Origin of the sequence: Tabrizicola soli, from assembly GCF_015999335.1 — a bacterium.
Taxonomy (GTDB): Bacteria; Pseudomonadota; Alphaproteobacteria; order Rhodobacterales; family Rhodobacteraceae; genus Tabrizicola; species Tabrizicola soli.
In genome coordinates, this window is sequence record NZ_JAEACP010000004.1 from 205,457 (window position 1) to 226,855 (window position 21,399).

Here is a 21,399-nt window from a genome sequence, read left to right on the forward strand (position 1 = left end):
CGGCACTTCCGCGCCGCGATGCCCGGTTTTTGAGCGGCAGGTTAAGGCGAATCGGATGCAGCAACCTTCGCTTTCCCGACAAAGCCCGCTATGTTGCGCCCAATCAGGCCGGGAACCGGCCTCGTTCCAATGGCGGACATCGGGCATGGCAGCAGGTAGCGGGGGCAAGCGTCCCCTGGTCGCGGACAAGCGGTATTCGGCGCGCACGGGCGGCAACGGCGGCCCGGGCGGCAATGGCGGCGCGCGCAAGCCCGCCGCGCCGAAGCCGGCCAGGGCGCGCAAGGCGCGGCGCGCCCGTCCGCCCCGGCGGCAGCACGGGCTGGTCCTCGGCTTCTTCCTGATGGTCTGGCGCGTCCTCTGGGGCATCGCCTGGCGCGCCACCGCGATCGGCGCGCTGATCCTCGGCGGCATCGTCTGGTATTTCTACGCCCAGCTTCCCCCGGTGGCCGAGCTGATCGACGGCCGCGCCCGGGGCTCGGTCACCATGCTCGACCGCGAGGGCGAGGTCTTCGCCTGGCGGGGCGAGACCTTCGGCGGCATGATCACCGCCGAAAGCGTCTCGCCCTTCCTGCATGACGCGGTGATCGCGACCGAGGACAAGCGGTTCTACTGGCATTACGGCGTCAGCCCCCGCGGCATCGCCAGCGCCATCCGCATCAACCTGTCCGAGGGCCGCGGGGCCTTCGAGGGCAACGGCGGCTCGACCATCACCCAGCAGACAGCCAAGCTTCTGTGCCTTGGCGTGCAATGGGACCCCAAGCAGTGGAAGTCCGAGACCGATTACGAGCGTGACTGCCGTCAGGGCGGCATGTGGCGCAAGATCAAGGAAGTCCCCTTCTCCATCGCGATGGAGACCAAGTATTCCAAGGAGGAGATCCTGACGATCTACCTCAACCGCGCCTATCTCGGCGCGGGCACCCGGGGGTTCGAGGCCGCCGCGCAACGCTATTTCGGCAAGTCCGCCAAGGACGTGACCGCGGCCGAGGCGGCGATGCTTGCAGGGCTTCTGAAGGCCCCCTCGACCTATGCGCCGACCTCCAGCATGGAGCGGGCGCGCAACCGCGCCGCCGTGGTGATCGGGCTGATGGAGGAGCAGGGCTTCCTGACCAAGGCCCAGGCGGACGAGGCGCGGGCCAATCCGGCCGTGCTGTCCAAGGCGGCCAAGCAGAAGTCAGGCGGCTATTTCGCCGACTGGGTGATGGAGACGACTCCCGACTATCTCGCCCGCGACACCACCGAGGATGTGGTGATCGAGACGACGCTGGACCAGACCATGCAGCGGCAGGCCGAGGAGGCGCTGGCCTGGGTGTTCGAGAACAAGGTCAAGGCGGGCTCGAAAGCCCAGGCCGCCATCGTGGTGATGAGCGCGGACGGCGCGGTGCGGGCCATGGTCGGTGGGCGCAACACCCCGAACGCGGGCGATTTCAACCGCGCTACCCAGGCGCTGCGGCAGACCGGATCGACGTTCAAGCCCTTCGTCTATGCCGTGGCGATGGACCTTGGCTACAGCCCGATGGATCTGGTCGAGGATACGCCGCTCTGCATCTACACCGCCGGGTCGGGGGACTGGTGCCCGCAGAACTATGACAAGACGTTCAAGGGCCGGATCACCCTGACCCAGGCCCTGGCCGAAAGCCGCAACATCCCGGCCGTCCGGGTGTCCGAGGCGGTGGGCCGCGACCTGGTCAAGCAGGTCGCCACCGACTTCGGCCTGGCGCAGAATTTCGCCGACGGCCCGGCGCTGGCGCTCGGCGTGTCGGAATCCACCCTGATCGACATGACCGGCGCCTTCGCCGGCATCCTGAACGGCGGCTCGGCCGTCACGCCCTATGGCCTGCAGGCGCTGAAGCTGAAGGGGATGGACGAGGAACTGTTCGGCGCGGGCGGCGGCATCGGCGAGCGCGTGATCTCGGAGAAGGCGGCGCGGGCGCTGACCTACATGATGCGCGAGGTGCTGGACTCCGGCACCGGCGGCCGCGCCCGGCTCGACGACCGGCCGGCTGCGGGCAAGACCGGCACCACGCAAAGCGCGCGGGACGCCTGGTTCGTGGGCTTCACCGCCGATTATGTGGTGGGCGTCTGGATGGGCTATGACGACAACAGCCCGCTTTCCGGCGTCACCGGCGGCGGCCTTCCGGCCGAGATCTGGCACGAGGTCATGGTGCGGATCAACGAAGGCGTCCCGGCCAGGCCGCTGCTGACCGAGGTGCCGGATTCCACCTATGCGCCGATCGACCCCAGCACCACCGAAGGCGCCGTCACCGCCGAGGAAGTGCCCTATTTCAACGATCCTGACGCCCCGGTCTTCGACGGCCAGGGCTATGAGGCCCCCCTGCCCGAGGCCTATACCGCGCCCTTGCCCGGGGATGTGCCCTATATCGAGGGCCCGCTCCCCGAGGGCGCGGTGAAGGAAGGCCCCGTCGAAGGCGGCGGCCTTGGCGCGGACGACCTGGCCGAGCAGATCCTGGACGAGATCCTGGGCGCGCCGCGGAACTGAGGCACCGAATAGGAAAGGCCCCCTGATCAGGCGATCAAGGGGCCTCATCATTCATCTTCCGCGCAGTCAGAGCCTGGCGAGATCCTTGATCAGCCGGTCAAGGTCGCCGCCGCGCTGGTCCAGCAGCGCGCCCATCTCGGTGCGCTCGGAGGCCAGCATGTTCACGCCCTCGATGATGATGTTGAAGAACAGGCTCTTGCCGGACTTGTCCGACACATGCCAGCGCACCTCGAACGGGGCCTCGCCCTTCAGATGCGCGGTCGAGATCACCTCGTAGAAGCTTTTCACCTTACGCGCATCGGCCACCTCGATCCGCCCGCCGATGAACTCGCGGAAGCGGCGGCCATACTTGCGGCTGATGTAGCCCTGGAACGCTTTGGTATAGGCCGAGAGCTGCGCCTTGGACGCCTGCCGCGCCGCCGGCCCCAGGACCGAGCGCGCGATCGCCGGCACATCGGCGTAGCGGGCGAAAAGCCGTTCGAAATCGCCCAGCATCGCGCCTTCGGACTTGCCCGAGTTGATGATGGAGTTGATGTCCGCCACCGTCTTGTCGACGAGCGAACGCGCCTGATCGGCCGTCAGCGCCTGCGCCGGCAGGGGCAGCGCCAGCGCGGCGGCCGTCACGGCCAGTCCAGCCGCGAAGGCGCGGCGCGTCAGGATGATCTCATTCGGCATAGGGGTCCTCGTAGGGGTCGATGAAGCCTTCGTCGCCAGCGCCTTCGGCCGCGCCTGCCTCCTGCCCCAGTTCGAACCGGCGGTTCTGCAGGTAGAGAAGCCGCGCCTGGGCATAGCTGTCCGCGCTTTCATATAGGATGGAATCGATCGTATCCGAGTAACGATTGCGGTCACCAAGCCGTGAGAAGAGCTTCAGCACCGTGGCCGCCGTCGCTTCCTTGTCCGGCAGGGCCAGCCGCACCGGGTTCAGCACCACGTCCACCGCCATTCCCGCCGCGTCCCGCGCGGTCGAGGGCCCGGCGAAGGGAAGTTCCACATAGACCCCCTCGCCCACGCCCCAGACATGCAGCGTCTCGCCGAAGTCGGTCGGCTTGCCCGGAAGCCCGATGGCGGTCGAGAAGTCGAACAGGCCGCCGATCCCGAAGATCAGGTTCATCGTCAGCCGCAGCGAGTTCTGGCCCGCATCGGCGATGCGCAGCTGCAGCAGGTTGTTCGCGATGTCGCCCGGCAGGTCCAGCGTGTCGGCGACGTTGCCCACGACGCGCTGCACCGGCTCGGGCACGACGCTGCCGTAACCCTCGGCCGCGGGGCCGACCAGCGCCCGGTCCACGCCGCGGTTGAAGGCATGCACTTTGCGGTTGGTCGCCTCATAGGGATCGTTGATCCCGTCCGGCCCCGGCGCGCCGGCGCAGCCCGCCAGCCCCGCCTGCATCGTCAGGACGGCAAGCAGGCCGACCCTGCGGCGCCCGGACGTAAATGAATTCTTCAGACCCATGGACCTACAGTTCCGCAACCCGCCCCCCTGTCACGACCGGACGGGCGGTTGGCAAGGCATAAGACCGTGACCTGCCGAAGACAACGCCGAACCGTGGCCGGATCGCCGCGCCGGCAGGATGATGCCAAGGAACCGCGATGGCCGCGCCGCCTGTCCCGCCCCCCGACCTCCACCCCGGACTTGAGGAGCTTTCGGTCGCACGCGCCGGGCTGAACCGGGCCATCGGGCTGGCCTTCGCCTTCTCGGTCGCGGTCAACCTCCTGATGCTGACCCCGCCGCTCTACATGCTGCAGGTCTACGACCGGGTGCTGGTCTCGCACTCGGCCGAGACGCTGCTGTCGCTGACGCTGATCGCGGCCTTCCTGATGCTGGCCCTTGGGCTCTTGGACCACGCCCGCGCCCGGATCCTGGCCCGGGTCGGGGCACGGTTCCAGGCCGGGCTCGATGCAAGGGTGATGCGGGCCGCGCTGCACCGGCTGGCGCTGGCCCCGGCCGATCCCGCGGCACTTGCCGCCCAGCGCGACCTCGACGCTCTGGCGCGACTCTGGGCCTCGCCGCTGCTGCCGGCGCTGTTCGACGCGCCCTGGACCCCGGTCTTCGCGATGCTGGTGGTCCTGTTCCATCCCTGGCTTGGCGCGCTGGCGCTTGGCGGCGGGATGGTGTTGGTGGCGCTGGCCTGGGCCAGCCAGCGGCTGGGCGAGGGCCGGGGCCATACGGCAACGCTGGCCGCGATGACCGCCGACCGCCTCTCCGAAAGCCTCCGCGCCGGGGGAGAGCCCCTGCCCGGCACCGGCTTCTCGCGCTGGGCCGCCAGCCGCGAGCGCGCCCTTCTCGCCGGAATCGAAGCCTCGGACGCAGCCGGGCGCTTCGCCGTCGCGGGCCGCACCTTCCGACTGTTCCTGCAATCGGCCATGCTGGGCCTTGCCGCCTGGCTGGTCCTGCGGCAGGAACTGTCGCCCGGCGCGATGATCGCAACCTCGATCCTGGTCGGCCGCGCGCTGCAGCCGGTCGAGCAGGCGCTGGCGCATTGGCCTATGGCCTCGGCCGCGCTGCGGGCCCGGCGGCGGCTGGCGGGGCTTCTCTCCGCCGTGCCCCCACCCCCGCCGCGACTGCCCCTGCCCCAGCCGCGCGCCCTGCTCACGGTGGCGGGTCTGTCGATCCTGCCCCCCGGCGGAGCGACCCCGATCCTGCGCGGCGTCAGCTTCACACTTGCCCCCGGTCAGGCCCTGGGGGTGATCGGTGCCTCCGGCGCGGGGAAAAGCGCCCTGGCGCGGGTTCTGGCCGGCCTCTGGCCCGTCGCTGCGGGAGAGGTCAGGCTGGACGGGGCGACGCTTGCGCAATACGGGCCCGACCGCCTCGGCCAGCTGATCGGCTGCCTGCCGCAACGGGTGGTGCTGTTCGACGGCACCGTGGCCGAGAACATCGCCCGTCTCGACCCCAACCCGGCAGCCGACAAGGTAATCGCCGCCGCCACCGGCGCCGGGGCGCACCGGCTGATCCTGAGCCTGGCCGAGGGGTATGACACCCGGCTCTCCCCCTCGGGCAGTCCGCTCTCCGGCGGCCAGTTGCAGCGGCTGGCCCTGGCGCGGGCGCTTTACGACGATCCGGTGCTTCTGATCCTGGACGAGCCCAACGCCAACCTCGACCGCGACGGGACCGACGCGCTCAACCGGGCGGTCGGCGCCGCCAAGGCGCGGGGCGGGGCGGTGCTGGTCATGGCGCACCGCCCCGCCGCGCTGCAGGAATGCGATCTCCTCATGGTGCTGCAGGACGGCAGGATGGCGGCCTTCGGACCCAGGGACGAGGTGCTGCGCCAGACGGTCCGCAACGCCACCGCGATTGCCCGTCCGGGGGCTGCCGCATGACCCCGCTCTCCTTCCGCCCGGCCGCGCTTCTCGGCCTTGTGGCCCTGGCCGCGGTGGTGCCGGGCTTCGGTTTCTGGGCCGCGCTGACGCCGCTTGCCGGGGCCATCGTCGCCCAGGGCAGGGTCGAGGTCGAGGATCACCGCCAGGTCGTCCAGCATCCCGACGGCGGCGTGGTCGCCGCGATCCTGGTGGCCGAGGGCGATGCGGTCCGCGCGGGCCAGGTCCTGATCCGGCTCGACGGTGCGGCGCTGGAGTCCGAACTGGCGATCGTCGAGCTCCGCCTGCAGGACCTTGCGGCGCAACGCGCCCGCCTTCTGGCCGAGCGTGACGGCCTGACCGCCCCGACTTTCCCCCCCGGCCCCACCGCCGAGGCCGAGCGCCGCCTGTTCCAGGCTCGCCTCGCCACGCTGCGCGAGAACCGCGCGCAACTGGACCGGCGGATCGACCAGGCCCGCGCCGAGGGCGAGGGGATCGCCGCCCAGCGCGCCGCCGTGGCGCTCCAGGCCGGGCTGATCGACCGCGAACGCGCAATCCAGCGCGATCTTCAGGCCAGGGGCCTTGCCGCCTCCGCCACCGTTCTTGCGCTGGAGCGTGAGGCAGCCCGGCTTGAGGGCCAATTGGGCGAACTTGCGGCCGCGCTGGCCCGCGCCGGAGGCCAGGCGGTCGAGGTCGAGATCCAGCGCTCCACCCTCGAAACCCTCCGCCGCGAGGAGGCGGCGGCCGGGCTGCGCGCGATCGGCCCCGAGGTCATGGAACTGACCGAGCGCCGCCGCGTCCTGCGACAACGGATCGACCGGCTGGAACTGCGCGCGCCCGTCTCGGGCGTCGTGCTCGGCCTGCAACTCACCACGCCCGGCGCGGTCCTCCGCCCGGCCGAGCCGGCCCTGCACATCGTGCCGCAGGACCGCCCGTTGGTCATTGCCGCCCGTATCCCGCCCATCCATATCGACGAGGTCCACCCCGGCCAGCCCGCCGATCTGGTGCCGACCGCGCTCGCGGGGCGCGACCGGCCCCGGCTTTCGGGGCGGGTCGCGCTGGTCTCGGCCGACGCGCTGAGCGATCCGCAGACCGGCGCGGCCTATTACCTGGCCGAAGTGGTCCCCGATCCCGGCCCCGCGCCGCCCCTGCGCCCCGGCATGCCGGTCGAGGTCTACCTGCAGACCGGCAGCCGCACGCCGCTGGCCTATCTCATTGCGCCATTTGCCGCCTATTTCCACCGTGCCTTCCGGGAAAGCTGAGGATTGACCCTGAAATGGCCACAAATAAGGGTTCAGATGGCTGGCAGTTGAACGAGTCAGGCGAAGCAGAGCAGAATTGGGCAAAATTGCGGCAATCAGGACCAGCATGGGCGGGCTGACAAGCGACGGCCTGCGCGCCAGGATCCTGGCCTCGCTGGAGCATGCAAGTCGGACCTGGCTGAACCGTGCCTTCACCTCGGCGGTCCGCGCCTTCCTGGTGATGATCCTCGTCGTCCTGCCCTCGGTCATCCTGCCGGGCATCGGGCCCGACACCAAGCAGATCGTGGCGCTGGTCGCCCTTTTCGCCGGTGCGCTGGTCTTCTTCGAATACAATGCGATCTATCCCAGCCTGGTCGAGTTCCGCGACGGCGCGCCCTACAACCGCATCCGCTACCTCATGCTGCTGGCGATCGTCCTCCTCCTGTCGCTGATCGTCGCGGACAGAGAGGAGCCGACCACCGTCTCGCGCCTGGTCCGCGCGCTGGGAGAGGTCGTGGGCAGCGCGCTGGACTTCCCCTATTCGCCGGTCCGCCTGGCAACGCTCATGCTGGCCGAAAACGCGACCGCCGCGCAGGTCCTGGACATGCGCACCACCGCCGGAACGGCCTATATGGTCTCGCTGATGTCGCTGGCGATCTTCGTCATCGTGCTGAAGCTGGCAGGCTGGCCGTCCACGAAAAGCGCCTTCAACGTCTGGGTCAACCTGCCCACGTTCGAGCCGACCGCGCATGGCGATGTCGTCGACCGGCTGGAGCGTGATTCGCGCGTCAACCTTGCCGTGGGCTTCCTTCTGCCCTTCGTCGTCCCGGCGCTGATCGTGGGCCTGACGGCGGGACTCCCGCCGGGCACGCTGACCTCGCCGCAGACGCTGATCTGGACCATGGCCGCCTGGGCCTATCTGCCCGCCAGCCTTCTGATGCGCGGCGTCGCCATGGCCCGGATCGCCGACATGATCCGCACCAAGCGCGACCTGAAACTTGCGGAAGAGGCAGCCCTCGCCCTCCCAGCCGAGGAGGAGGACGAGGAGTTCTGATCCTCCGCCCCGCCCTTCTTCTGGCGCTGCTTCCGACCGCCCTCGCGGCCGAGACATTGCGCCTTGCCACCTGGAACGTCGCGCTGGACCGCGAGGGGCCGGGGCTGCTGGTCGAGGATCTCGCCGGGGGCGGGTCGCCGCAGATCGCCGCCATCGCCCGGGTGGCCGTGGCGCTGGATGCCGATGTCCTCCTGTTGACCGCCGTGGACTATGACCGGGACGGGGTGGCGCTGCGGCTTCTGGCCGGGCGGCTGGCAGAGGCGGGGGCCCCATATCCCCACCGCTTCGCCTTCCGCCCCAATACCGGGACGCAGACCGGGTTTGACGTCGATGGCAACGGCCGGATCGGCGATCCCCGCGATGCGCAGGGCTACGGGCTCTACTCGGGTCAGGGCGGCATGGCGATCCTCTCGCGCCTGCCGCTGGACGAGGGCGCGGCGCGCGACCATTCCGCCTTCCTCTGGCGCGACCTGCCGGGTGCGCTGCTGCCCGAGGGCGATCCTGCGCTGGCCGGGGTGCAGCGCCTTGCCACCACCGGCTTCTGGGACGTGCCGCTGGTCACCGGCTCCGGCCCGCTGCACCTCCTGGCCTGGCATGCCACGCCCCCCGTCTTCGACGGGCCTGGGGATCGCAACGGCCGCCGCAACCATGACGAGGCCGCCTTCTGGCGCCACTATCTCGACGGCGCGCTGCCGATGCCGCCACCGGACGCGCCCTTCGTCCTGTTGGGCGACGGCAACCTCGACCCCGCCGACGGCGACGGCCGGCGCGAGGGGATCGCGGCGCTGCTGGCCCACCCCGCGCTGCAGGATCCGCTGCCGAAGGGCAGCCACGGAAGGGCCGAGCCCGCGCATCAGGGCGACCCGGCGCTGGACACCGTGCTTTACGGCGACCTCGGCGGGCTGCGGCTGGATTACGTCCTGCCCTCCTCCCGCCTGCGCGTCATGGCCGCGGGCGTGCTCTGGCCAGCCGCCGACGACCCGCTGACCGCCGACCTCGCCGCCGCCTCGCGGCATTTCCCGGTCTGGGTGGACATCGACCTTGTGAATCCTTGACCCTGCACCGGCCTTTGGCTAGGCCAGCCGCGACCCAGAACCTTGCGGAGCTTGCGACATGGCCAATCCCTCGATCCTCATCCTTGCCGGCGACGGCATCGGCCCGGAAGTCATGGCCGAGGTGAAGAAGATCATCGGCTGGATGGGCGACAAGCGCGGCATCCACTTCGACGTCTCCGAGGACCTGGTCGGCGGCTGCGCCTATGACGCCCACGGCACGCCGCTGACCGACGCGACCATGGCCAGGGCCCAGGCCGCCGACGCGGTGCTGCTGGGCGCGGTCGGCGGGCCGAAATACGACAAGCTGGACTTCTCGGTGAAGCCCGAGCGTGGCCTGCTGCGCCTGCGCAAGGAGATGGACCTCTACTCCAACCTCCGCCCCGCCCAGTGCTTCGACGCGCTGGCCGATTTCTCCAGCCTGAAGCGCGAGGTCGTCGCGGGCCTCGACATCGTCATCGTGCGCGAGTTGACCTCGGGCGTCTATTTCGGCGAGCCGCGCGGGATCTTCAAGGAAGGCAACGAGCGGGTGGGGATCAACACCCAGCGCTATACCGAGAGCGAGATCGCCCGCGTCGCCCGCTCGGCCTTTGAACTCGCCCGCAAGCGCAACAACAAGGTCTGCTCGATGGAGAAGGCCAACGTGATGGAATCGGGCATCCTCTGGCGCGACGTGGTGACCGAGGTGCACGACCGCGAATACCCAGATGTGGAACTGTCGCACATGTATGCCGACGCGGGCGCGATGCAGCTCTGCCGCTGGCCCAAGCAGTTCGACGTGATCGTGACCGACAACCTGTTCGGCGACCTTTTGTCCGACGCCGCCGCGATGCTGACCGGCTCCCTCGGCATGCTGCCCTCGGCCAGCCTCGGCGCGCCGATGGCGAACGGCCGCCCGAAGGCGCTGTACGAACCCGTGCACGGCTCGGCCCCCGACATCGCGGGCCAGGGCAAGGCCAACCCGATCGCCTGCATCCTCAGCTTCGCCATGGCGCTGCGCTACAGCTTCGACCTGGGCGAGGAAGCGACCCGCGTCGAGAAGGCGGTCGAGAAGGTGCTGGCCGATGGCGTGCGCACCGCCGACCTGATGGGTCCCGAAGGCGGCAGCCCGGTCTCGACCGGCCAGATGGGCGACGCGATCATCTCGGCGCTCGACGCCAGCCTCTAAGCGGAAACCCCGCGAAATCCAGCGGCCCCGCCTTGTGGACGGGGCCGTTTTTCGTGATGATGCTACCGCTACCAGCGCGGTCCCCAGCCGCCGCATTCGCGGGCCTGTCACATGCATTCCAACCTGCGCGGGGCGCTTCTGTCGCTGGCCGCTTTCGGAGCCTATGCGACCCACGATGTCGTGGTAAAGCTTCTGGGCGAGACCTATACCTCGTTCCAGATCATGTTCTTTTCCGGCCTGATGGGCTTTCCGCTGGTCACCATGATGCTGATGGGCGACCGCAGGGACGGCACCCTGATCCCGCGCCATCCCTGGTGGTCGATCCTGCGCTCGGTCTCGGCGGTGACGACCGGGGCGCTGGGGTTCTACGCCTTCTCGCAGCTTCCGCTGGCGCAATGCTACGCGATCTTCTTCGCCATGCCGCTTCTGATCACCCTCCTCGCCATCCCCATGCTCGGCGAGAGGGTGGGCCTGCGCCGGGGCATCGCCGTGGTCGTGGGCCTGCTCGGCGTCCTCATCGTGCTGCGCCCCGGCGCGGGGCAGGAGTTTTCCCTCGGCCACCTCGCCGCCATCGGCGCGGCGGCGGCCGGGGCGCTGAGCGCCGTCATCGTGCGCAAGATCGGCGGGGCGGAACGCTCGGTCGTGCTGATTCTGTATCCGATGGTCCTGACCTTCTTCGCCATGGGCGCCACCATGCCCTTCGTCTATGCGCCGATGCCGGTCGAGCATCTGGGTCTGACCGCCGTCATGGCGATCCTCGGCAACCTCGGCGCGCTGGGAACCATCGCCGCCTACCGCGCCGCGCCCGCCGTGATCGTCGCGCCGATGCAATATTCCCAGATCCTCTGGGCGGCCCTTTACGGCTGGATCTTCTTCGATGAATCGGTCGACCTCTACACCGCGCTCGGCTCGGCCGTGATCATCGGCTCGGGCATCTACATCGTGCTGCGCGAGGGCACGCCCTCGGTCAGCCAGAACCGCCCGGTGCTGGAAACCCGCTCACGGATGGAGACCGGCACCCAGCCCCGGATTTCCAGCTGGCTGCGGCGTCGCGGCGGAGATCAGGCGTAAGTCCTCTTGCCAAAGTCCGCGGGACCGTTTAACCCCCCGCCCAAGGTCGGAGCGTAGCGCAGTCTGGTAGCGCACCTGCTTCGGGAGCAGGGGGTCGGAGGTTCGAATCCTCTCGCTCCGACCAGTAGAAATAATCCCGAAATAACAAGCACTTACATTGACGGACCGTTCCTGTCCGGAACAGTTTTGCGGACAAGTGAGCCGGATCGGGCCGTCGCTTCGCATCTCGCTGTGTCGTCCTCGAAGGTGGCAACCACACCAAAGGACCGGAGTGTTTCGATTCGTCTTCGGGAGCCGGCGCACCATCTGCTCACCGGCGCCTCATCCCGTGTCCAGGAGCTGTCGCAGCGCCCGGACACGGTCGGGCGTGTTCCTCGGTTCGCGCCCGACCGAGATTACCCTGATGAACTCGATCCGGGTTTGCTCGTTCGAGGTCAGCTGGTCCCTGGTCGCGCTGGGGCCGTGGGAAGCATGAAGACCAGATCGTCGCTGTGGGAGCTCATTCCCGAAGATCGCCCTGAGTGCAGCGCGCGATCTGGTGGTGATCCGCGGATCGCTGTTGTCAGACGCATCGCGCAGCTCAGCGAGCCAGCATTTCTCGTCGTGGTTGCCGGAGTGCCGAGAATGTCGGGTCCAGGCAATTGCATGCATCATTTCGTGCATCCCAAAGAAATTGACAAACTTCTCTGCATTGTGCTCGATGATTTCACCGTGCTGTGTCTGCTGCATGTGAAGGGGACTGTTCATGGCCTACCGGCCGCCTGAGACCTACGAAGAACTGATCACTCTGATCCATGATCGCTACGACGACATGTCGAAGTCTTATCAGAAGATCGCTCTCTACTTGACCCAGAACCCGAATGACGTGGCCGTCCTGTCGGTCAATGCGATCGGTGCGAAGTGCGGGATCCATGCGTCCAGCTTCGTCCGCTACGCACAGTCGTTGGGCTACAAGGGTTTCAAGGAGCTGCAGGCGGTCTTCCAGCGCCGGCTGACCACTGCCGCTCCTGGGTTCGATGCCCGGGTGAAGGCGCTCGAGGTAGAACTTGGCGGGGCCCGCGAAGGAGAGATCGGGTTCCTTGCTGAGCTAGTTGCGCGCGACGTAGCATCACTGCAGGAGCTTCTGGCAAGCATCGATCCCGGCCACCTGGCCCGCGCGGCAGAGCTGCTGGAAACTGCAGATACGGTCTACCTGATCGGCCAGCTGCGCTCTGCCCCCGTGGTCGAGCTGCTGCGCTATGTGCTGACGATGCTGGGCAAGAGGACGGTGCTGCTGGACGCCAGCGGGGGGTTGGCGACGCACATGGCCAAGGTCGCACGGCCCACGGATGTGCTGTTCGTGGTGTCCTTCCGTTTCTATGCGACCGAGGTGGTCAACGTGGCCGAGGAGACGGCAAAGCGCGGCGTGCCGATCCTGGCGATCACCGACAGCACGCTTTCCCCCTACGCCAAGTTGACCCAGGCCCTGTTCGCGGTGCCCGAGCACGAATACACCTTCTCGCGCAGCCTGGCGGCCCCGATGTGCCTGGCGCAAGCCTTGTGTGTCGCCCTGGCGGCGCGCGTGCAGAAGGATGGAGAAGCACCTAGGATCCCGGTGGTGACGGGACCCTGAGGCCCCATCGATCAAGACAGTTGCATCGGTCCGTCGGGAACTGGCATGCCAGCCGCCACTGCGCCCCAGACCGACTGGTCGAAGTTCACGATGGCCCCGGTCATCAGGCCCGCGTCGTCGGAGACCAGGAAGTTGACCGCCCGCGCGGCTTCAGTGGGGTCCACCAGTCGACCGAAGGGTAGCGCGGCGGCGGCCTTCGCCTCCCAGTCGGGGTCGCCCCCTTCCGCCTGGATCTCGCGTTCGTGGTCGGAGGCCATCCAGCCGACGTTCAGCTGGTTCACGCGGATACGGTTGGCCATGACGGAGAAGGCGGTGTTCGCGGTCAGCGTCGTCAGCGCGCCTTTACTGGCGCAGTAAGCGTTGATGAAGGGCTGACCGGCCAGTGCCGAGATCGACCCGATGTTGCAGATCGCGCCCTCGATCCCCTTGGCGATCATCAGTTTGATCGCTTCCTGCATCAGGAAATAGGGTCCACGGACGTTGGTGGCGAAGAGGGCGTCGAAGGTCTCGGGCGAGGTGTCGACGATCGTGCCGCGCGCTGTCGAGGCGCCGGCGTTGACGAGCACGTCGAGGCGACCGAACAGCCGGTCCGTTTCGGAAATCACCATCTGGCAGTCTTCGACGCGGGTGAAGTCGGCCTGCAGGAAGTGCGCCCAAATGCCGTGCGTCTCGGCGATCTCGCGCGCCACGTGCGCACCTCGTTCGGCGTTGCGGCCGGTGATGACGATGCCCTTGGCTCCTGCGGCTGCCAAACGTCGTGCGATGGCCGCGCCCAACCCCTGAGTCGCCCCGGTGACGACGCAGACCTTGCTGTCCATCCGGTTCATTGCACGACCTCATAGCCGGCTGCTGCCATGACGCGCAGCAGTTCCTTGTGGCCCTTCTTCGCCATTTCGAGCGGAGGGGAGACCTTCGGGTCCTGCTCGGCCTCGACGACGAACCAGCCCTCGTAGCCCTTGGCAGCCAGGGCCTTGACGATGGCCTCGAAGTCCAGGGAGCCGTCGCCCGGCACGGTGAAGGCCCCCTTGACCACAGCGTCGAGGAAGCTTTCGCGGGTCCGGTCCAGCGCATTGATCACGCCCATCCGCACGTCCTTGGTGTGGACATGGGTGATGCGCTTCCAGTGGTTTTCGATCAACCGCAGGTTGTCGCCGCCGGCAAAGGCCATGTGACCTGCATCGAACAGGAGCGGGACTGAGGAGTGTTTCATGAAGAGGTCAAGCTCGGCCTCGGTTTCCACGGCGGCGGCCATGTGATGGTGGTAGGACAGAGGCATGCCGTTCTGCGCGCACCAGTCGGCGAAGTCGCTGACCTTGCGGCCGTAGACGGCCATCTCGGCCTCAGCAAGCTTGGGCTTCGTCGACAATGGTGCGGACTTGATGCCCTGCACTGACCGGGCGGTTTCGCCATAGACGATGCAAGGCGCCTTGGCGGCCTTGAAGAATGCATGCTGCTGCGCGATCCGGTCCTTCTCGACCTCGATGTCACCGTCGAGAAGAAGGCCCGAGAACCAGCCACCGCAGACCGAGATGCCGTATTTGGCGAGGATGGGCCCAAGCTCGGCCATGTCCATCGGGAAGCGGCGCCCGGTCTCCATACCCGTGAAGCCGGCGACAGACGCCTGGCGCAGGCACTCTTCCAGACTCACGTCATCCGACAGCTCCGCCAGGTCGTCGTTCCACCAAGCGATGGGGGCAATTCCAAGTTTCGCTTTCATTCTTAGACTCCAACGCGCTGCTTGGCGCGGATTGCGATCTGGCTCTCACGGGCCTTGTTGACGGTTTCGCGGTCCGAGATCTCGGGCACGCCCACATCCCAGTCGGCATCGCCCGGCACCCAGGAGTAGGCGTCGGTCACGATGGTGATCACGGTCGTGCGGTCGTTGTCCTTGGCCCATTCGAGGGCGGCTTCCAGGTCGGCCAAGCTCTCGCAGCGGCGGGCGGCGGCTCCCATCGACTCGGCGTGCTTGGCGAAGTCGACGTGGAGGGGATTGGCCTTGTCGGTGATCCGGCAGTCCTTCAGAAGGTTGTTGAAGCCGGGGACGCCCTTGAACTGCTGCAAGCGGCTGATCACGGCATAGCCACCGTTGTCGCAGACCACGACGATCATCTTGTGACCCGACAGCACCGTCGAATAGATGTCCGAGTTCATCATCATGTAGGTCCCGTCGCCCAGCATGACGATGGGCGTTCCGCCCAGGCCGCCGGGGCCTTCCTGTGCCATCGCGCAGCCCCAGCCGGCGGCGATCTCGTAGCCCATGCAGGAGAAGCCGAATTCCAGGTCGAAGGAGTTGGGCGCCTTGACCCGCCAGCCCTTGGCGACCTCGCCCGGGATGCCCCCGGCCGCGGCGATCAGGGTGTCCTTCTCTTCGGCGGCGTTGTTCACGACATTGACCACCTGGGCATAGGTCGGCACGGGCGCGTTCGTGGGGGTCTGGTGGTCGTCCAGCAGTTTGTCCCAGTCGGCGAAGAGCTCCTTGGCATAGGGCAGGTGCCCGGCGGGCGCTTTCCATGCACCAAGGGCCGAATCCAGTTCGTCAACGCCTTCCAACGCGTCGCCCACTACGGCCAGCGACCGGTGCTTCATAGCGTCGAAGCGGGCGGCGTTGATCGAGATGAAGCGGGCATCGCGCGAAAAGGCGGTCCATGAGCCGGTTGTGAAGTCCTGCAGTCTGGTGCCGATGGCGAGGATCACGTCAGCTTCGGCCGCCAGTGCGTTGGCAGAGGTCGACCCGATGATCCCGATCGGGCCAGCATGCACAGGATGGTGATGCGTAAGACCGCCCTTTCCGGCGATCGTCTCAACCACCGGGATGCCGCGTTCGGCGGCAAAGCGGGCAACTGCCCCTTCGGCACCAGAATAGCGGACGCCACCGCCCGAGATGATCAGCGGCTTCTTCGCGGTCTTCAGAAGAGCGGCAGCCTCGGCGACTGCCTTCCGATCTGGGCGCGGGCGGGGGATAGACCAGGTGCTCTCCTCGAAGAATTCCACCGGATAATCGAAGGCGAGTTCCTGCGTATCCTGCGGCAGGCCGATGAAGGCGGGTCCGCAGTCGGCGGGGTCCAGCATTGCGCCCACGGCCTGTGGCAGGGACTGGATGATCTGGGCGGGATGGGTGATCCGGTCCCAGTAGCGGGTGACGGCCTTGAAGGCATCGTTCACCGTGATGGTCGGGTTGCTGTAATGCTCGACCTGCTGCAGCACCGGGTCCGGCAGGCGGTTCGTGAAGGTGTCGCCCGCGATCAGGAGGACCGGCAAGCGGTTGGCATGAGCGGTTCCGGCGGCGGTGACCATGTTCAACGCACCGGGCCCGATCGACGAGGTAGCGATCATGATCTGACGGCGGCGCTTGGCCTTGGCGAACCCGATTGCCGCCAGCGCCATCGACTGCTCGTTCTGCCCGCGCCAGGTGGGAAGCTGGTCCTGCACCGCTTCCAGAGCTTCGGACAGGCAGGTGACGTTGCCGTGGCCGAAGATGCCGAACACTCCGGCGAAAAGCGGAACGCGCTGTCCCTCGATTTCGGTCATCTGCGCCGTGAGCCAGCGCACTACCGCCTGAGCCATGGTCAGGCGAATCGTCGAGTGTTCCATTGACCTCTCCTCCCTCGAATGCAGTCACAGCATAGTCACACGCATTATGGGTTGACAATAGATGTTAATGGCAATGAGTATTGCAGCATTGAATCGGGAGGAACACGATGATCCGGATCGCTGTGCTCGGCTGCGGGCGCATTGGGGTGATGCATGCTGCCAACATCGCGGCGCACCCACGCGCCACTCTGGCAGGGGTGTATGACATCCACGCACCGGCCGCCGAGGCTGTCGCCACGAAGACGGGTGCGAAGGTGTTTCAGTCCGCAGAAGCTGCGTTTGCCTCGAGGGATGTGGACGCAGTCTTGATCGCGACGGCGACGGACACGCACGCTGGCCTTCTGGAACTTGCAGTGGCGGCCGGCAAGCCCGTGCTCTGCGAGAAGCCCATCGACCTGAGCCTCGCTCGCGTGAACGCCTGTGCCGCCAAGATCGCCGGCACTTCGGTGCCGATCCAGCTGGGGTTCGTGCGCCGGTTCGATCCTGGCCACTCTGCGGTCCGCAAGGCTATCGAGGCGGGTGACATCGGCGACCTGCACCAGGTGGTGATCACTTCGCGCGATCCGGGACTGGCACCGGAAGCCTATCTGAAGGTGTCCGGAGGCATCCTGCGTGACATGACGATCCACGATCTCGACATGGCCCGCTTCATCCTGGGTGAAGAGGTGACCGAGGTCTTCGCCACCGGGTCGCGCTTGGTGGATCCGGCGCTGATGGATCGGCTGGGCGATCATGACACGATAACGGTCGTGCTGATCACGGCGAGTGGCAAGCAGGCCATCATCACCAACTCGCGCCGGGCCACCTACGGTTACGACCAGCGGGTCGAGGCACTTGGCGACAAGGGGATGGCGATCTCGGAGAACCGCCGCCCGCACGAGATGACCCTGCACACGGCCAGTTTCACCGACCGGGCCGAGCCGCTGCTGAACTTCTTCATCGAGCGCTACCGCGAAGGCTTCGACGCGGAAATCTCGGAGTTCGTGGAAGCTGTCGAGCAGAAGCGGGCACCCTCTGTCGGCTTCGAGGATGGCCGCCTTGCCCTTGTCCTTGCCGAGGCCGCCCTGAAGTCCATCGCCGAACGCCGCGTCGTGGCCGTTAAGGAGGTTTCCTGATGTATTCCCACTTCGGTCTCTTCATCAACGGTGAATGGCGCGCAAGCGTCACTGGCAAGACCGCGCCAGTGTTCAGCCCGGTTACCGAACAGGCACTGGGAGATTGCCCCGTTGCTTCGGTGGCGGACACGGAGGCCGCGCTGAAAGCCGCGGCGTCCGGGTTCAGAGCGTGGGCGGCCACGCCGGCCTTCACCCGTGCGGACGCGCTGCACCGGATCGCCGACGAAATGGTGCGCCGTGCCGACGAAGCCGCGCGGATGATCAGCCTTGAGACGGGCAAGCCCATCGCCCAGTCAGGCCGCGAATGGGCCCTCAGCATCGACCAATTCCGCTGGTATGCCGAGGAGGCCCGCCGCATCTACGGTCGCATCGTCGAATCCCGCGTGCCGGGTGGGCGCTTCGAGGTTCACCACGAGCCGGTCGGCATCGTGGCGGCCTTCACCGCCTGGAATTTTCCCGCAGCCCTGATCGCGCGAAAGGTGGCTCCCGCCCTAGCCGCAGGGTGCTCCACCATCGTTCGTCCGTCGAAGCAGACGCCGGGTGTGGCGATGGTGATGGTTGACTGCGTCCGTGCGGGCAACCTGCCCGCCGGCGCAGTCAACCTGGTTGTCGGGCCGACGGACGCCACCTACGGGCCGTTGATGGCCTCGAAGGCGGTGCGCAAGGTCAGCCTCACGGGGTCAACCCGCGTCGGTCAGCAGATGATCCGTGACGCCGCTGCGACGCTTAAGAAGGTGTCGATGGAGCTTGGCGGCAATGCACCGGTGATCGTCTACGACGACGCGGATCTTGAAGCCTGTCTCAATGTGGCGGTGCCGACGAAGTTCGCCAATGCAGGCCAGGTCTGCGTGACGGGCGACCGGTTCTACGTGCACGAAGGTCTGCACGATGCCTTCGTCGAGGGCTTCGTCAAGCGGGCCGAGACGATCAAGCTGGGGGACGGGCTAGACCCAACGGTGGGCATGGGTCCGCTGATCAGCGGGGATCGCGTGGACGAGATGGAGCGGATCGTTGGCGCAGCAGTCGCCTCGGGGGCGAAGATCGCCTCCGGCGGCAAGCGCGCTCAGGGCTTCAACGCCGGGCATTTCTTCGAGCCGACGGTGCTGACCGGTTGCACCGATGAGATGGGCGTGATGGCGGACGAGAATTTCGGCCCCATCGCCGCAATCACCCCGTTCACCAGCGAAGACGAGGTGCTGGCGCGCGCAAATGCCTCGGACATGGGCCTCTCCGCCTATGCCTTCACCACCAACCCCGCCCGCGCCCGCCGCACGGTCCAGGCTCTGAAGGCCGGCATGGTCGGCATCAACTCCTTCGCGATGGCCGCGTCCGAGGCGCCCTTCGGCGGCACCAACCACTCTGGGATGGGCCGCGAGGGCGGGGTCGAGGGGATCCGCGACTACCTCGACATCAAATCCAGCCAGATGGTGTGGGCATGATACCGAACCGCCTCAAGCAGCTCTGGGCCGAGGGCAAGCCCACGATCAACGGGTGGTGCTCGATCGGCAACCCTTTCACCGCCGAGATCATGGCGGCCCAGGGGTTCGACAGCGTCACCATCGACATGCAGCACGGCGCCCTCGATTACAGTCACCTCTTGCCGATGTTCCAGGCAATGCGGGCGTCGGGTGCCACCTTGATGGCGCGAGTGCCGTGGCTGGAGCCAGGGATCATCATGAAGGCGCTGGACGCGGGCGCCTACGGGATCATCTGCCCTATGGTGAACAGCGCGGAGGATGCAGCGCGCTTCGTCAGCTATCTGCGCTACCCGCCCCTGGGGCAACGCAGCTTCGGGCCGACCCGCGTGTCCTTTGCGGCGGGGGCGAACTACGCGGGCGAGGCGAACGACAACATCCTTGCCTTCGCGATGATCGAGACGGCCGAGGGAATGGCGAACCTGGACGCCATTGCTGCCACGCCAGGGCTGGACGGTATCTATGTCGGCCCGGCGGACCTGACGCTGTCCTTGACCCAAGGTCGGCTGGCTCCTGGCTTCGACCGAGAAGAGCCGGAGATGATTGCGGCGCTGCAAACCATCGTCGCGGCCTGTAAGAGGGACGGCATCCGGGCCGCTCTGCACTGCGGAACGCCGGACTACGCGGCCAAGGCCATCAGCTGGGGCTTCGACATGACGACCGTGGGCGGGGACTCGCGGTTCCTGGCGGCGGCGGCTGGGGCGGCGGTCGCCGGTTTCCGCAAGCTCACCGACGCTGTCACCACCAAGACCGAGAAGGGGGCCTACTGATGCCGCATCTCTTGGTGGCAGGAAAGCTGCATCCCTCGGGCCTTGACCTGCTTCGGTCTGCCCCCGTGACCTTCGACTATGTCGAGGAGATTTCCGAGCCGTCCTACCAGGCGTTCCTTCCCAAGGCTGACGCACTGGTGATCCGCACGCAGCCCCTGACGGCGGCGTCTATCGCCAAGGCCCCGGGGCTGAAGATCGTCTCGCGGCATGGGGTTGGCTACGATGCCGTGGACGTCCCGGCGCTGAACGCGCGTGGGATCCCGCTGTGCATCGTGGGGGATGTCAACTCCTCGGGCGTGGCAGAACATGCGATGATGCTGATCCTGGCCGCCACGCACCGGCTGATCGCGGCGGATCGCGCCACGCGCAGCGGGGATTGGGCCTGGCGCAACGGTCTTCAGACGCGTGAAGTCGCGGGCAAGCGCCTTCTGATCGTGGGTTTTGGGCGGATCGGCCAGAAGCTTGCCGCCTTGGCGCATGCTTTCGGAATGGAGGTCCATGCGCATGACCCCTACATCCCTGAAAGCGCCTGGCCGAGCGGTGCGACCCGTGCCCTGGACCTTCCTGCCGCGCTTGCAAAGGCGGATGCCGTCTCGCTGCACTTGCCGCGCGCGGACAAGGCGATCCTGGGGGCCGCAGAACTGGCCCTGATGAAGCCAACCGCCGTCGTTGTGAACACGGCGCGGGGTGGGCTGGTAGACGAGGTGGCACTCGCCGATGCCCTGCGTGCGGGCCGCCTCGGTGGGGCCGGGATCGAGGTCTTCAACGCCGAGCCCCCGGGCAAGGATCACCCGCTTTTCGGCCTCGACCAGGCGGTGCTGACCCCGCACAACGCCGCGCTGACGGTGGAATGCGCGGAACGGATGGCGCTCGCCTCGGTGCAGAACGTGCTCGACTTCTTCGCGGGGACTCTGGACCCCGCGCTTATCGTCAACCGGGCCGCCGTCGGCCTCAAGGAACTTGCGAAATGACCAAACCCCGCTTGCGTATCGGCCTGATCGGCACCGGCTTTATGGGCAAGGCCCATGTCTTCGGCTTCACCTCGGCCCCGCGCGTGTTCGAGCTGCCTTATGATCTGGACCTGCACACGGTCGCCGATATCACGCCCGAGGCCGCCGAACGTGCCCGGGTGACCCTGGGATTTGCCCATGCGACCAGCGACTGGCGCACGATCATGGCGAACCCCGAGATCGACCTCGTCTCCATCACGGCGCCGAACGCGTTGCACAAGGAGATGTCGCTGATGGCCATCGCTGCAGGCAAGCACGTCTACTGCGAGAAGCCGCTGGCCCCGCTGGCGCAGGACGCGCTGGAGATGACCCTGGCCGCCGAAGCTAGGCTCCAGACTCATTGAGTTTCAGAGCCAGAACATGACGGTTGCTGCGAGGGCGATAGCGGAGAAGAAGGTTTCCGGGCATCTGTCGTATCGGGTGGCAACGCGTCTCCAGTCCTTCAGCCGGCC

General features: G+C 67.5%; 19 protein-coding genes, 1 tRNA gene and 1 pseudogene. 15 read left to right on the plus strand and 6 right to left on the minus strand.

Translation table 11 applies throughout. From position 1 onward, the window contains the following. Positions 1-145: 145 nt before the first annotated feature. Entirely contained in the window at positions 146-2,497 is a 2,352-nt protein-coding gene (locus I7S92_RS05205; protein WP_197642421.1) for a transglycosylase domain-containing protein, read from the plus strand. 66 nt (positions 2,498-2,563) lie between these two features. Here I7S92_RS05205 and I7S92_RS05210 read toward each other — a convergent pair whose 3' ends face one another. Together I7S92_RS05210 and I7S92_RS05215 are read right to left on the minus strand one after the other, a co-directional pair. Beyond that, positions 2,564-3,172 carry an MlaC/ttg2D family ABC transporter substrate-binding protein gene (locus I7S92_RS05210; RefSeq protein WP_197642422.1) on the minus strand — a complete coding sequence of 203 codons (609 nt, stop codon included), beginning with the start codon at positions 3,170-3,172 and terminating at the stop codon, positions 2,564-2,566. After that, the gene (locus I7S92_RS05215; RefSeq protein WP_197642423.1) at positions 3,162-3,947 is read right to left on the minus strand and encodes an MlaA family lipoprotein; all 786 of its coding nucleotides are present in this window, start codon (positions 3,945-3,947) and stop codon (positions 3,162-3,164) included. The genes I7S92_RS05210 and I7S92_RS05215 overlap by 11 nt, the downstream gene beginning before the upstream one ends. A 137-nt stretch (positions 3,948-4,084) precedes the next feature. Between I7S92_RS05215 and I7S92_RS05220 the strand changes: the two genes are divergently transcribed. The 9 genes from I7S92_RS05220 (at position 4,085) to I7S92_RS05260 (ending at position 12,986) form a co-directional block, all read left to right on the plus strand. Continuing rightward, a complete protein-coding gene (locus I7S92_RS05220; protein ID WP_197642424.1) occupies positions 4,085-5,812 on the plus strand; it encodes a type I secretion system permease/ATPase in 1,728 nt (575 codons plus the stop codon). Next, positions 5,809-7,050, plus strand: coding sequence for an HlyD family type I secretion periplasmic adaptor subunit (locus tag I7S92_RS05225; RefSeq protein ID WP_197642425.1), 1,242 nt, complete (start codon positions 5,809-5,811; stop codon positions 7,048-7,050). The genes I7S92_RS05220 and I7S92_RS05225 overlap by 4 nt, the downstream gene beginning before the upstream one ends. Positions 7,051-7,156: 106 nt before the next feature. Beyond that, positions 7,157-8,083, plus strand: a complete 927-nt coding sequence (locus I7S92_RS05230; protein WP_354001303.1) for a hypothetical protein — start codon at positions 7,157-7,159, stop codon at positions 8,081-8,083. Positions 8,084-8,139: 56 nt separating this feature from the next. After that, positions 8,140-9,138: an endonuclease/exonuclease/phosphatase family protein gene (locus I7S92_RS05235; RefSeq protein ID WP_242070075.1), complete on the plus strand. Its 999-nt coding sequence runs from the start codon at positions 8,140-8,142 to the stop codon at positions 9,136-9,138. A 58-nt stretch (positions 9,139-9,196) separates the two neighbouring features. After that, positions 9,197-10,303 carry a 3-isopropylmalate dehydrogenase gene (gene leuB / locus I7S92_RS05240; protein ID WP_197642426.1) on the plus strand — a complete coding sequence of 369 codons (1,107 nt, stop codon included), beginning with the start codon at positions 9,197-9,199 and terminating at the stop codon, positions 10,301-10,303. Positions 10,304-10,414: 111 nt separating this feature from the next. Next, positions 10,415-11,374: a DMT family transporter gene (locus tag I7S92_RS05245; protein WP_197642427.1), complete on the plus strand. Its 960-nt coding sequence runs from the start codon at positions 10,415-10,417 to the stop codon at positions 11,372-11,374. A 47-nt stretch (positions 11,375-11,421) separates the two neighbouring features. Beyond that, a tRNA-Pro gene (locus I7S92_RS05250) sits at positions 11,422-11,498 on the plus strand. Between the two features lie 347 nt (positions 11,499-11,845). Then, on the plus strand, positions 11,846-12,139 hold the full coding sequence (locus I7S92_RS05255) for a hypothetical protein (RefSeq protein ID WP_197642428.1): 294 nt from the start codon (positions 11,846-11,848) through the stop codon (positions 12,137-12,139). Further along, entirely contained in the window at positions 12,120-12,986 is an 867-nt protein-coding gene (locus tag I7S92_RS05260) for a MurR/RpiR family transcriptional regulator (protein ID WP_197642429.1), read from the plus strand. The genes I7S92_RS05255 and I7S92_RS05260 overlap by 20 nt, the downstream gene beginning before the upstream one ends. An 11-nt stretch (positions 12,987-12,997) precedes the next feature. Here the strand turns inward: I7S92_RS05260 and I7S92_RS05265 are convergent, their stop codons facing one another. From I7S92_RS05265 to iolD, 3 genes are read right to left on the minus strand one after another with little or no spacing between them, the layout of a single operon-like run. After that, on the minus strand, positions 12,998-13,813 hold the full coding sequence (locus I7S92_RS05265; protein ID WP_197642430.1) for an SDR family oxidoreductase: 816 nt from the start codon (positions 13,811-13,813) through the stop codon (positions 12,998-13,000). Next, positions 13,810-14,703 carry a myo-inosose-2 dehydratase gene (gene iolE / locus I7S92_RS05270; protein WP_197642431.1) on the minus strand — a complete coding sequence of 298 codons (894 nt, stop codon included), beginning with the start codon at positions 14,701-14,703 and terminating at the stop codon, positions 13,810-13,812. The genes I7S92_RS05265 and iolE overlap by 4 nt, the downstream gene beginning before the upstream one ends. 2 nt (positions 14,704-14,705) lie before the next feature. Further along, positions 14,706-16,577 carry a 3D-(3,5/4)-trihydroxycyclohexane-1,2-dione acylhydrolase (decyclizing) gene (gene iolD / locus I7S92_RS05275; RefSeq protein WP_197642432.1) on the minus strand — a complete coding sequence of 624 codons (1,872 nt, stop codon included), beginning with the start codon at positions 16,575-16,577 and terminating at the stop codon, positions 14,706-14,708. Between the two features lie 107 nt (positions 16,578-16,684). Here iolD and iolG point away from each other — a divergent pair, with 107 nt between their 5' ends. Genes iolG through I7S92_RS05300 form a run of 5 tightly spaced genes read left to right on the plus strand, consistent with a single transcriptional unit; the run spans position 16,685 to position 21,291 of the window. Continuing rightward, positions 16,685-17,692 carry an inositol 2-dehydrogenase gene (gene iolG / locus I7S92_RS05280; RefSeq protein WP_197642433.1) on the plus strand — a complete coding sequence of 336 codons (1,008 nt, stop codon included), beginning with the start codon at positions 16,685-16,687 and terminating at the stop codon, positions 17,690-17,692. After that, on the plus strand, positions 17,692-19,131 hold the full coding sequence (locus I7S92_RS05285; protein ID WP_197642434.1) for an NAD-dependent succinate-semialdehyde dehydrogenase: 1,440 nt from the start codon (positions 17,692-17,694) through the stop codon (positions 19,129-19,131). The genes iolG and I7S92_RS05285 overlap by 1 nt, the downstream gene beginning before the upstream one ends. Further along, positions 19,128-19,937, plus strand: a complete 810-nt coding sequence (locus tag I7S92_RS05290; RefSeq protein WP_197642435.1) for an HpcH/HpaI aldolase family protein — start codon at positions 19,128-19,130, stop codon at positions 19,935-19,937. The genes I7S92_RS05285 and I7S92_RS05290 overlap by 4 nt, the downstream gene beginning before the upstream one ends. Next, a complete protein-coding gene (locus I7S92_RS05295; protein ID WP_197642436.1) occupies positions 19,937-20,908 on the plus strand; it encodes a hydroxyacid dehydrogenase in 972 nt (323 codons plus the stop codon). The genes I7S92_RS05290 and I7S92_RS05295 overlap by 1 nt, the downstream gene beginning before the upstream one ends. Continuing rightward, positions 20,905-21,291: a Gfo/Idh/MocA family protein gene (locus I7S92_RS05300; protein WP_197642437.1), complete on the plus strand. Its 387-nt coding sequence runs from the start codon at positions 20,905-20,907 to the stop codon at positions 21,289-21,291. The genes I7S92_RS05295 and I7S92_RS05300 overlap by 4 nt, the downstream gene beginning before the upstream one ends. Positions 21,292-21,294: 3 nt before the next feature. Here I7S92_RS05300 and I7S92_RS05305 read toward each other — a convergent pair. Beyond that, positions 21,295-21,399 (minus strand): annotated as a pseudogene (locus I7S92_RS05305) (IS5/IS1182 family transposase); the annotation flags it as partial.